We start from the raw sequence: 11,252 nt of genomic DNA, 5'->3' as shown, positions 1-11,252 counted from the left end.
GACTGGCACTGCCAGTCGCGTTATCAGTTTGAACTCACGTCGCCAAACAACCCACTCAGATAACGTTCCAGCGCGATACGCGAGCTAAAGCCGTGTGGAATACCATAATGCTCGTGTGTCTCACCGGCTAAATACAGTGGGAATTGCTGATAGTGATCGCAGGTTTTAATATCCGTCGCGGGTTCTGCCAGCGAAGAGCTGCGCTCTTTTAGCGTGGGATGGATAATTAATGCGGTACGTCCCATACGAGCTTCACGGTTAACGTATACATAATTCTCACCACGTCGATAACCGTATGTTTTCTGTGTGACTACATCAACGGTAAAGCCCACTTTTTCAAGTACGCGCGCCACCTCATCAGGTCGTAAATACATATTATTTTCCTCGTTATCTTTTACTGCGGGCTTACCTTACCTGATTCAGCATTAGCAACGCTTTCAGAAAAGTCCATAAACGAGTGAACACGATGGGACGAATATCTTAAGAACCGTATATACCCTAAATAATTCGAGTTGCAGGAAGGCGGCAAGAGAGCGAATCCCCAGGAGCTTACTAAAGTAAGTGACTGGGGTGAACGAACGCAGCCAACGCACATGCAACTTGAAGTATGACGGGTATAGATTTATGTCAGTGCCAGCCGCAGTTGATTTGCCGCCTGCTGCGCCATTGCAACCGAGCTGATGTTGGTAAATGACAGCAAGATCCCCCCTTTTCCTGCTGAAGTCATTCGCCAACGGCTTAAGGCCTGAACCGCCAGCCCGGCCTGATTCGCTTTGCACACTAGCGCAACATCATCGCCGTCTACGGTCATCACCAGTTGGATCCCCCCTTCCTGAGGAATGACATTAAATCCTTGTTCGGTCAGGGCGTTTTCCATCCATTGACGCCGCTCGGCATAATGCTGGCGCATGCGTTTTAAGTGCCGCCAGAAATGACCGTCTTGCATAAAATCTGCCAGCGTTTGCTGCCATAAAACCGGAACGCTACAGGCCGTTAGCGACGCCTGCTGGCGAAAACGTTCAACCTGGGTCAGGGGTACCACCAGCCATGCCGTGCGCAACGCCGGAAACATCGATTTGCTGAACGTGCCGGCATAAATCACCCGCTGGGGCGCATCCAGACTTTTAAGCGGCGGCAACGGTTTACCGTGGTAGCGAAATTCACTGTCGTAATCATCTTCAATAATCCACGCCTGTTCGCGAGTCGCCCACTCCAGCAACCGATGACGGCGATCTAATGACAGAGCCACGCCCAGCGGACTTTGGTGTGCGGGGGTGAGCATGACAAAACGCGCCTGTGGAAAGTCGCGGATCCCGGCGCAGACATCCAGACCATCAGCATCAACCGCCACCGGCATCAGCTCAATGCGTTCCTGAGCCACCACGGGCCGAATCAACGGAAAGCCGGGATCTTCGACCCACATTCCCTCACCGGGTTGAGACAGGGCGCGCAGAATTAACGTCACTGATGCCGCGTAGCCTGACGTAATAAAAATCTGCTCCGGCTGGCACTCAATGCTGCGTGAAACGCGCAGGTAATCCACAATCGCCTGACGTAACGCGCGTTCGCCGCAAACATCGCCCACCGCAAGGTCAAAACGCGTTTGGGTGCGTAAACGCCGTCCCATCACCCGCGCCCAGACGTCACGCGGGAAGAGATCGAGTGCGGGTAATCCCATTTGAAAAGGGTGCGGTCTGGGGTTTTCTCCGGCGAAGATCGCGGGAGACGCAGGCGCCCTTTCGGGTCGCAGTTGCTCACTGACAAATGTTCCGGCCTGCCCACGCCGCGCGAGCCAGCCCTGCGCCACCAGCTCGGCGTAGGCATTTTCCACCGTCGAGCGTGACACACCCAATTCCTGGGCCCAGGTCCGACTTGATGGCAATCGGGTTCCGGGTTTGAGTTCACCTTTCTCAATTGCGTTTTTTAACTGACGGGCGATGTGCTGATAACGCGGCATTTATGGTCTGCTTTTTTGGCAACAATATGGCTCTCTATAGCAGTCCATTATAGTGCTACATTGCGGCTCATCCAAACGAGGAGAAATACCATGACCATGTTACGCCAGCCCTATTATGAACTCAGCCCTGAAGTCTATAACGCTCTGGTTCAGGCAAGCAAAGCGCTGGAGAACTGCGCGCTGGAACCCACGCTGACGGAACTGATTTACCTGCGGGTCTCGCAAATCAACGGCTGCGCCTTTTGTCTGGAAATGCACAGTAAAGCGCTGCGCAAATCCGGTGTTGCGCAGGACAAACTGGACGCGCTGGCAGGCTGGCGGGTGAGTCACCACTTCAGCGAGCAGGAACGTGCGGCGCTGGCGTGGGCCGAATCCGTCACCGATATCGCCAGCACCCATGCCGGAGATGATGTTTATCTGCCGCTGCTCGACCATTTTAGCGCGAAAGAAATTAGCGACCTGACGTTTGCCATTAGCCTGATGAACTGCTTTAACCGCCTGGCGGTGGGGATGCGCATGTGATTCTGCGCTGCCGGATGATGGCATTAATGCCTTCTCCGACCTGGGATGTGCTCTCCTGTTGCCCGTAGGCCCGATAAGCTTAGCGCCTTCGGGCAATTTAGAACCACCAGTTAACCTTCCCCCGCCCCGCTCATCACCCTGGGTATCATCAATCTAAAATTCCCATATCTTGTATGGTTGAATCTTTTTAAAACTACATCTAGTATCTTTCCTATCAGGACACACACAACCCGACGCCCTCTATCGCGCCGATCTCTTATCTTTAAATGGAAATACGAATCATGCGTATTATTATTTACACTCGCAATAACTGTGTTCAGTGCCATGCCACCAAACGGGCAATGGAAAGCCGTGGTTTTGACTTTGAGATGGTGAATGTCGATTTGCAGCCTGATTTGGCTGATAACCTGCGCGATCAAGGGTTTCGCCAGTTACCGGTCGTAGTCGCGGGTGAAACCAGTTGGTCAGGGTTTCGCCCGGACATGATCAACCGTCTGCATCCGGAACCACGCGTGGCCAGCGCATGACGACGCTCGTCTACTTCTCCAGCAGCTCCGAAAATACGCACCGATTTATGCAGCGTCTGGGGTTACCTGCCATCCGCATTCCGCTTAATGAACGCGAGCGGATCCAGGTGGACGAGCCTTACATTTTAATCGTGCCGTCTTACGGCGGCGGCGGTACGGCAGGCGCAGTCCCGCGTCAGGTGATCCGCTTTTTAAACGATCCTCATAACCGGGCATTAATCCGTGGCGTGATCGCCTCCGGCAACCGCAATTTCGGTGATGCATACGGTCGCGCGGGTGATGTCATTTCACAAAAATGCGGCGTGCCGTGGCTTTATCGTTTTGAGCTGATGGGCACCCAAAGCGATATCGACAACGTTCGAAAAGGAGTGAGCGAATTTTGGCAACGACAACCGCAGAACGCGTAATCCAGCCCGCACTGGATTATCACGCCCTGAACGCCATGCTAAATCTGTACGATAAAGCCGGGCGTATTCAGTTCGATAAAGATCATCAGGCGGTGGAGGCTTTTTTTGCTACCCACGTCCGCCCTCATTCAGTGGTCTTTGCCAGTCAGCAGGAACGCCTGGAAACGCTGATTCGTGAAGGCTATTACGACGAAAGCATTTTAGCCCGCTACAATCGCGCATTCGTGCTGAAACTATTTGCCCACGCCCACGCCAGTGGATTCCGTTTTCAGACGTTCCTTGGCGCATGGAAGTTCTACACCAGCTATACGCTGAAAACGTTCGACGGTAAGCGCTATCTCGAAGATTTTGAGGATCGGGTGACGATGGTGGCGCTCACGCTGGCGCAGGGCGATGAAGTGCTTGCCATGCAGCTCACTGATGAAATGCTCTCTGGTCGTTTTCAACCCGCCACGCCAACCTTTTTAAACTGCGGTAAGCAACAGCGTGGCGAACTGGTTTCCTGCTTCCTGCTACGCATTGAAGACAACATGGAGTCCATCGGTCGGGCGGTTAACTCAGCGCTGCAGCTCTCTAAACGCGGCGGCGGCGTGGCATTTTTACTCTCGAATCTGCGCGAGGCAGGTGCGCCAATTAAGCGTATTGAAAACCAGTCTTCCGGGGTGATCCCGGTCATGAAAATGCTGGAAGATGCGTTTTCTTATGCGAATCAGCTCGGCGCGCGTCAGGGCGCGGGCGCGGTGTACCTGCACGCGCATCATCCGGATATTTTGCGTTTTCTCGATACTAAACGTGAAAATGCCGATGAAAAAATCCGCATCAAAACGCTCTCGCTTGGCGTGGTGATCCCGGATGTTACCTTTCGACTGGCGAAAGAAAATGCCCGGATGGCGCTGTTTTCACCCTATGATGTGGAACGCATTTACGGCAAACCGTTCGGTGATATCGCCGTGAGTGAGCGGTATGACGAACTGGTGGCCGACACGCGCGTGTGCAAAAAATACATTAACGCCCGCGAGTTCTTCCAGCGGCTGGCCGAGATCCAGTTTGAGTCTGGTTATCCTTACATCATGTTTGAAGATACGGTGAATCGTGCGAATCCGATTGCCGGTCGGATCAATATGAGCAACCTGTGCTCGGAGATTTTGCAGGTTAACAGCGCCTCCACCTACGATGAAAATCTCAATTACGAGCAGACCGGGCACGATATCTCCTGCAATCTCGGCTCCTTGAACATTGCCCATACCATGGATTCACCCGATTTTGGCCGCACCGTGGAGACGGCAGTTCGTGGCTTAACCGCCGTTTCGGACATGAGCCATATCCGCAGCGTTCCTTCCATTGAAGCTGGGAACAGCGCGTCGCACGCGATTGGCCTTGGGCAGATGAACCTGCACGGGTATCTGGCGCGGGAAGGGATTGCCTACGGTTCGCCCGAAGGGCTAGATTTCACCAATCTCTATTTCTACACCATCACCTGGCATGCGCTGAATACGTCAATGAAGATCGCCCGCGAGCGCGGTCAAACCTTTGCCGGATTCAAACAGTCACGCTACGCCAGCGGCGAGTATTTTAACCAGTATCTGCAGGGCGACTGGCAGCCAAAAACCGACAAGGTACGCTCACTGTTCGCCGCCAGCGGCATTACGCTGCCGACGCGCGAAATGTGGGCGCAACTGCGTGAAGATGTGATGCGCTACGGCATTTATAATCAGAATTTACAGGCGGTTCCGCCCACCGGTTCTATTTCCTACATCAACCATGCCACGTCAAGCATTCACCCGATTGTATCGAAAGTGGAGATTCGCAAAGAGGGCAAAACCGGGCGCGTTTACTACCCTGCCCCGTTTATGACCAATGAGAATCTGGCCTTGTATCAGGATGCCTACGAGATCGGTCCACAAAAAATTATTGATACCTACGCTGAAGCAACGCGGCATGTCGACCAAGGGCTTTCACTGACGCTCTTTTTCCCCGATACCGCCACCACGCGCGATATCAACAAAGCACAGATTTACGCCTGGCGTAAGGGCATCAAATCCCTGTACTACATCCGGTTACGCCAGTTGGCGCTGGAAGGAACCGAAATTGAGGGTTGCGTGTCATGCGCACTGTAAGGAGAACCAAATGAAACTATCTCGCGTCAGCGCCATCAACTGGAACAAGATTGAAGATGATAAAGACCTTGAGGTATGGAATCGCCTGACCAGTAACTTCTGGCTACCGGAAAAAGTTCCGCTTTCCAATGATATCCCGGCCTGGCAAACGTTGAGCGCTGCCGAGCAGCAGCTCACTATCCGCGTATTTACCGGTCTGACACTGCTCGACACGATTCAGAATATCGCCGGAGCCCCCGCGCTGATGGCGGATTCAATCACGCCACATGAAGAGGCGGTACTGTCGAATATCAGCTTTATGGAAGCCGTGCACGCGCGTTCCTACAGTTCTATTTTTTCCACGCTTTGTCAGACCAAAGATGTGGATGCGGCTTACCTCTGGAGTGAAGAAAATACTCCACTCCAGCACAAGGCACAGATAATTCTGACGCATTACGCCGGCGCGGAGCCGTTGAAAAAGAAAATAGCCAGCGTATTTCTGGAATCCTTTCTGTTCTATTCCGGCTTCTGGCTACCGATGTATTTCTCCAGCCGCGGCAAGCTGACGAATACCGCTGACCTTATCCGCCTGATCATTCGTGATGAAGCGGTTCATGGTTATTACATTGGCTATAAATATCAAAAAGGTCTGGAACATATTTCCGAATCCGCACGCGAGGAGTTAAAGAATTTTGCCTTCGACCTGCTGATGGAATTGTATGATAACGAAGCGCGTTATACGGAAGAATTGTATGCAGAAACCGGCTGGGTGGAAGACGTCAAAGCCTTTCTCTGCTACAACGCCAATAAGGCGTTAATGAATTTAGGTTATGAGGCCCTGTTCCCGGCAGAAATGGCGGATGTGAACCCGGCAATCCTCGCTGCACTCTCACCCAATGCTGACGAAAACCACGATTTCTTCTCCGGTTCAGGGTCATCTTATGTGATGGGTAAAGCCGTCGAAACAGAAGATGACGACTGGAATTTTTAACGTTTCCTTCCGCGGGAAATACCTTACATTTTCCGCGTTAATATTTTAACGAGATCACATTTTTATCACACAAATAGGATTGAGTGTTCTACACTCAATATCAGCCGCAATATTCGCCTGTATTTCAACAATTCAGGCGCATTTTCAGTGTCATTTACAAAAAATATCCCTCACGGCTCATCCGCGCTCAGCCCTTATATCATGGGAAATTCCGCCATCTGACGTTTGGCAATATTCATGCCACAACCAAATTCAGGGTTGTCTCAGATTCTCAGTATGTTAGGGTAGAAAAAGGTCACTATTTCCATCAGGTAATATATCGATATAAACAAATAACAGGAATCATTCTATTGCATGGCAATTAAATTAGAAGTTAAAAATCTCTATAAGATATTTGGAGAGCATCCGCAGAGAGCCTTCAAATATATTGAAAAAGGACTTTCAAAAGAGCAGATTCTGGATAAAACGGGGCTATCGCTTGGCGTTAAGAACGCCAGTCTGGCCATTGAAGAAGGCGAGATATTTGTCATCATGGGATTATCCGGTTCGGGTAAATCCACAATGGTACGCCTTCTCAATCGCCTGATTGAACCCACCCGCGGGCAGGTATTGATTGACGGCGTAGACATCGCCCGGATATCCGATGCTGAGCTTCGCGAGGTGCGCAGAAAAAAGATTGCGATGGTGTTCCAGTCCTTTGCCCTGATGCCGCACATGACGGTGCTGGACAATACGGCATTCGGTATGGAATTAGCCGGTGTTGGTGCGGATGAACGTCGTGAAAAAGCGTTAGATGCGCTACGTCAGGTTGGTCTGGAGAATTATGCTCACGGATATCCGGATGAACTTTCCGGGGGGATGCGCCAGCGTGTGGGACTCGCCCGTGCGTTAGCCATTAACCCTGATATCTTATTAATGGATGAGGCTTTCTCAGCCCTCGATCCCTTAATTCGTACCGAAATGCAGGATGAACTGGTAAAACTACAGGCGAAGCATCAGCGCACCGTGGTCTTTATTTCCCACGATCTTGATGAAGCCATGCGTATTGGCGACAGAATTGCCATTATGCAAAACGGTGAAGTGGTGCAGGTCGGCACGCCGGATGAAATCCTGAATAATCCGGCCAATGATTATGTACGCACCTTCTTCCGTGGCGTTGATATTAGCCAGGTCTTCAGTGCGAAAGATATATCCCGTCGTAGCCCTGAAGGGCTAATTCGTAAAACACCAGGCGTCGGCCCCCGTTCAGCCCTGCAATTACTGCAGGACAAAGATCGCGAATATGGTTACGTGATTGAACGCGGTAATAAATTCGTTGGCGTTGTTTCAATCGACTCCTTAAAAACAGCGTTAAGTCAGGCGCAAGGTATTGAAGCGGCATTGATCGATGAGCCGTTAGCCGTAGATGCACAAACTCCTCTCAGCGAGTTGCTTTCTCATGTCGGCCAGGCCCCGTGCGCGGTGCCGGTTGTTGATGAGGAACAGCAGTATGTGGGCGTCATTTCAAAACGCATGCTGTTACAGGCTTTAGATCGTGAGGGGGTAAACAATGGCTGATCAAACTAATCCGTGGGATACCACACCTGCGGCCGATAGCGCCGCGCAATCTGCTGATGCCTGGGGGACGCCCGCAGGCACGCCTGCCGACGGTGGTAGCGCAGACTGGCTGACCAGCGCCCCCGCGCCGGCACCAGAGCATTTCAATATTATGGATCCATTCCATAAAACGCTGATCCCGCTGGATAGCTGGGTCACCGAAGGGATTGATTGGGTGGTCACCCATTTCCGTCCGGTCTTCCAGGGCATTCGTGTCCCGGTGGATTACATTCTCAACGGCTTTCAACAACTGCTGTTGGGTATGCCTGCGCCGGTCGCCATCATCATTTTTGCGCTTATCGCGTGGCAAATTTCTGGCGTCGGAATGGGCGTCGCCACGCTGATTTCACTGATTGCTATCGGTGCTATCGGTGCCTGGTCGCAAGCCATGATCACCCTGGCGCTGGTACTGACCGCGCTGCTGTTCTGCGTGGTGATTGGCCTGCCGATGGGGATCTGGTTAGCGCGTAGCCCTCGGGCAGCAAAAATTGTTCGCCCGCTGCTGGATGCGATGCAAACCACACCTGCGTTCGTCTATCTGGTGCCGATTGTCATGTTGTTCGGTATTGGTAACGTCCCGGGCGTAGTGGTGACGATTATCTTCGCCCTGCCGCCAATCGTACGTCTGACTATTCTGGGGATTAACCAGGTGCCAGCCGATCTGATTGAAGCCTCGCGCTCGTTTGGTGCCAGCCCGCGTCAGATGCTGTTTAAAGTGCAGCTCCCGCTGGCGATGCCCACCATTATGGCCGGGGTGAACCAGACGCTGATGCTGGCACTCTCCATGGTCGTCATCGCGTCGATGATTGCCGTGGGCGGGCTGGGTCAGATGGTTCTGCGCGGTATCGGTCGTCTGGATATGGGGCTTGCCACCGTCGGCGGAGTTGGGATTGTGATCCTCGCCATCATTCTGGATCGCCTGACGCAGGCCGTCGGTCGCGACTCACGTAGCCGTGGCAACCGCCGCTGGTACACCACCGGTCCTGTTGGGCTTATCACTCGCCCTTTCACGAAGTAATTCACCCGTTGCCCGGTAGCGCATTGCTTACCGGGCCGACAATTCATTAACTTGCGCAAAATCGTTCAAGTTGCATCGCGGCGGCACACGAATGTATCCCCTGGAGCGTACAAGTAGTACGTGACTGGGGTGCATGAATGCAGCCAACAAAGAAGCGGCTTGAAGGATGAAGTGCAATAAGGAACAACGATGCGACAGAAAATCATTATTGCCACAGCGTTTGCCACCCTTGTCTCCACCAGCACTTTCGCTGCCGACCTGCCGGGCAAAGGCATCACTGTACAGCCAATCCAGAGCACCATCTCTGAAGAATCCTTCCAGACGCAGTTAGTCGCCCGTGCGCTGGAGAAACTGGGTTACACCGTTAACAAAACCAGCGAAGTTGACTACAACGTCGGCTATACCTCTATTGCCTCTGGCGATGCGACGTTTACCGCCGTGAACTGGCAGCCGCTGCATGATGATATGTACGCCGCAGCGGGCGGAGACAAAAAGTTTTATCGCGAGGGGGTATTTGTTACGGGTGCCGCACAGGGTTATCTGATCGATAAGAAAACCGCTGAGCAGTACAAAATCACCAATATTGCCCAGCTAAAAGATCCGAAGATCGCCAAAATCTTTGATACTAACGGCGATGGTAAAGCTGACATGATGGGCTGCTCACCGGGCTGGGGCTGCGAAGCGGTTATTAACCACCAGAACAAAGCCTTCGATCTGGAAAAAACCGTCGAGGTCAGCCACGGTAACTATGCAGCGATGATGGCCGATACCATTACCCGCTTTAAAGAAGGCAAACCGATCCTGTACTACACCTGGACACCATACTGGGTGAGCGACGTGATGAAACCGGGCAAAGATGTCGTCTGGCTGCAGGTGCCGTTCTCTTCCCTGCCTGGCGAACAGAAAGATATTGATACCAAGCTGCCAAACGGCGCCAACTACGGCTTCCCGGTGAACACGATGCATATCGTCGCCAATAAAGCCTGGGCGGAGAAAAACCCGGCTGCAGCGAAACTGTTTGCCATCATGAAGCTGCCGCTGGCGGATATCAACGCACAGAACGCAATGATGCATGATGGGAAAGCCTCAGAAGCTGACGTTCAGGGCCACGTTGACGGCTGGATCAAAGCCCACCAGCAGCAGTTCGACGGCTGGGTGAAAGAAGCGCTGGCTGCGCAGAAATAACCCACCCGTAGGCCTGATAAGTATAGCGCTATCAGGCCCGGTAACCACACCAATGCCGGATGGTTGCGCGATGCGCCTTATCCGGCCTACACGCCCCTCCCTCACCGCACAATCCATCACCCAACAAATCAGCAACATTTAATCACTTCCGTTATGATTGTTTTCTGCACCCCATTATTCAGTTGAAAACAATGACCAAACCCACTCACGGGCTTAGCCCGGCACTGATTGTTTTAATGTCTGTGGCGACCGGCCTCGCCGTTGCCAGTAACTATTACGCCCAACCGCTGCTCGACACCATCGCGAGAAACTTTTCGCTGTCGGCCAGTACTGCGGGCTTTATCGTCACTGCAGCCCAGCTTGGCTACGCTGCAGGGCTCCTGTTTCTGGTACCGCTTGGCGATATGTTTGAACGCCGGATGCTGATTGTCTCGATGACGTTGCTCGCCGCAGGCGGCATGCTGATTACTGCCAGCAGTCAGTCGCTGGGGATGCTGATCCTCGGTACTGCGCTAACCGGGTTGTTCTCAGTTGTGGCACAGATCCTGGTTCCGCTGGCGGCGACGCTCGCCACGCCAGACAAGCGCGGTAAGGTTGTCGGCACGATTATGAGCGGCCTGTTGCTGGGGATTTTGCTGGCGCGAACGGTTGCAGGATTGCTGGCGAATCTCGGCGGCTGGCGCACCGTGTTTTGGGTGGCCTCAGTATTGATGGCGTTGATGGCGATTGCCCTGTGGCGTGGTTTGCCAAAGATGAAATCAGAGACCCATCTTAACTACCCGCAGCTATTGGGCTCCGTGTTTAGCCTGTTTATCCACGATAAATTACTCCGCACCCGCGCGATGCTGGGCTGCCTGACCTTTGCCAACTTCAGTATCCTCTGGACATCGATGGCATTTTTACTCGCCGCACCGCCGTTTAACTATTCAGAGGGGATGATTGGTCTGTTCGGT

The 11,252-nt window shown here is 52.9% G+C and carries 11 protein-coding genes; 9 read left to right on the top strand and 2 right to left on the bottom strand.

Annotated elements, in window-relative coordinates; translation table 11 throughout:
* Nucleotides 1-23: 23 nt before the first annotated feature.
* Nucleotides 24-374 (bottom strand): DUF2002 family protein, encoded by a 351-nt coding sequence (locus FDX03_RS18790; RefSeq protein ID WP_061068432.1) that lies wholly within the window; start codon nucleotides 372-374, stop codon nucleotides 24-26.
* Between the two features lie 248 nt (nucleotides 375-622).
* Nucleotides 623-1,957, bottom strand: a complete 1,335-nt coding sequence (locus FDX03_RS18785; RefSeq protein ID WP_048212998.1) for a PLP-dependent aminotransferase family protein — start codon at nucleotides 1,955-1,957, stop codon at nucleotides 623-625.
* Between the two features lie 90 nt (nucleotides 1,958-2,047).
* On the opposite strand from FDX03_RS18785, the gene FDX03_RS18780 reads away from it, so the two are divergent.
* The 9 genes from FDX03_RS18780 to FDX03_RS23615 form a co-directional block, all read left to right on the top strand.
* Complete coding sequence (locus tag FDX03_RS18780; RefSeq protein WP_137346396.1) at nucleotides 2,048-2,479, top strand: carboxymuconolactone decarboxylase family protein; 432 nt, start codon at nucleotides 2,048-2,050, stop codon at nucleotides 2,477-2,479.
* Between the two features lie 281 nt (nucleotides 2,480-2,760).
* Nucleotides 2,761-3,006, top strand: coding sequence for a glutaredoxin-like protein NrdH (nrdH, locus tag FDX03_RS18775; protein ID WP_115601597.1), 246 nt, complete (start codon nucleotides 2,761-2,763; stop codon nucleotides 3,004-3,006).
* Nucleotides 3,003-3,413: a class Ib ribonucleoside-diphosphate reductase assembly flavoprotein NrdI gene (gene nrdI, locus FDX03_RS18770; RefSeq protein WP_048213001.1), complete on the top strand. Its 411-nt coding sequence runs from the start codon at nucleotides 3,003-3,005 to the stop codon at nucleotides 3,411-3,413. The genes nrdH and nrdI overlap by 4 nt, the downstream gene beginning before the upstream one ends.
* Nucleotides 3,386-5,530, top strand: coding sequence for a class 1b ribonucleoside-diphosphate reductase subunit alpha (gene nrdE / locus FDX03_RS18765; protein ID WP_137346395.1), 2,145 nt, complete (start codon nucleotides 3,386-3,388; stop codon nucleotides 5,528-5,530). The genes nrdI and nrdE overlap by 28 nt, the downstream gene beginning before the upstream one ends.
* A gap of 10 nt (nucleotides 5,531-5,540) precedes the next feature.
* Nucleotides 5,541-6,500: a class 1b ribonucleoside-diphosphate reductase subunit beta gene (gene nrdF / locus FDX03_RS18760; RefSeq protein WP_137346394.1), complete on the top strand. Its 960-nt coding sequence runs from the start codon at nucleotides 5,541-5,543 to the stop codon at nucleotides 6,498-6,500.
* A 354-nt stretch (nucleotides 6,501-6,854) separates the two neighbouring features.
* Complete coding sequence (gene proV, locus FDX03_RS18755) at nucleotides 6,855-8,057, top strand: glycine betaine/L-proline ABC transporter ATP-binding protein ProV (RefSeq protein WP_003037282.1); 1,203 nt, start codon at nucleotides 6,855-6,857, stop codon at nucleotides 8,055-8,057.
* A complete protein-coding gene (gene proW, locus FDX03_RS18750; RefSeq protein WP_048213004.1) occupies nucleotides 8,050-9,114 on the top strand; it encodes a glycine betaine/L-proline ABC transporter permease ProW in 1,065 nt (354 codons plus the stop codon). The genes proV and proW overlap by 8 nt, the downstream gene beginning before the upstream one ends.
* 189 nt (nucleotides 9,115-9,303) lie before the next feature.
* Nucleotides 9,304-10,299, top strand: a complete 996-nt coding sequence (gene proX, locus FDX03_RS18745; protein ID WP_115601593.1) for a glycine betaine/L-proline ABC transporter substrate-binding protein ProX — start codon at nucleotides 9,304-9,306, stop codon at nucleotides 10,297-10,299.
* A gap of 191 nt (nucleotides 10,300-10,490) precedes the next feature.
* A partial coding sequence (locus tag FDX03_RS23615; RefSeq protein ID WP_249357109.1) for an MFS transporter occupies nucleotides 10,491-11,252 on the top strand: 762 nt, incomplete at its 3' end.

The sequence above is a fragment of the Citrobacter sp. wls827 genome, assembly GCF_005280875.1.
GTDB lineage: Bacteria > Pseudomonadota > Gammaproteobacteria > Enterobacterales > Enterobacteriaceae > Citrobacter > Citrobacter youngae.
The sequence above is the reverse complement of the archived record's forward strand: the minus strand, read 5'-3'. Positions and strand labels throughout refer to the sequence as shown.

What these genes read in the sequence shown, in the direction of transcription:
- FDX03_RS18780 (WP_137346396.1), top strand. Translation starts at nt 2,048, where the DNA reads ATGACCATGTTACGCCAGCCCTATTATGAACTCAGCCCTGAAGTCTAT.
- FDX03_RS18785 (WP_048212998.1), bottom strand. Translation starts at nt 1,957, where the DNA reads ATGCCGCGTTATCAGCACATCGCCCGTCAGTTAAAAAACGCAATTGAG.
- FDX03_RS18790 (WP_061068432.1), bottom strand. Translation starts at nt 374, where the DNA reads ATGTATTTACGACCTGATGAGGTGGCGCGCGTACTTGAAAAAGTGGGC.
- proW (WP_048213004.1), top strand. Translation starts at nt 8,050, where the DNA reads ATGGCTGATCAAACTAATCCGTGGGATACCACACCTGCGGCCGATAGC.
- proV (WP_003037282.1), top strand. Translation starts at nt 6,855, where the DNA reads ATGGCAATTAAATTAGAAGTTAAAAATCTCTATAAGATATTTGGAGAG.
- nrdH (WP_115601597.1), top strand. Translation starts at nt 2,761, where the DNA reads ATGCGTATTATTATTTACACTCGCAATAACTGTGTTCAGTGCCATGCC.
- nrdF (WP_137346394.1), top strand. Translation starts at nt 5,541, where the DNA reads ATGAAACTATCTCGCGTCAGCGCCATCAACTGGAACAAGATTGAAGAT.
- nrdI (WP_048213001.1), top strand. Translation starts at nt 3,003, where the DNA reads ATGACGACGCTCGTCTACTTCTCCAGCAGCTCCGAAAATACGCACCGA.
- proX (WP_115601593.1), top strand. Translation starts at nt 9,304, where the DNA reads ATGCGACAGAAAATCATTATTGCCACAGCGTTTGCCACCCTTGTCTCC.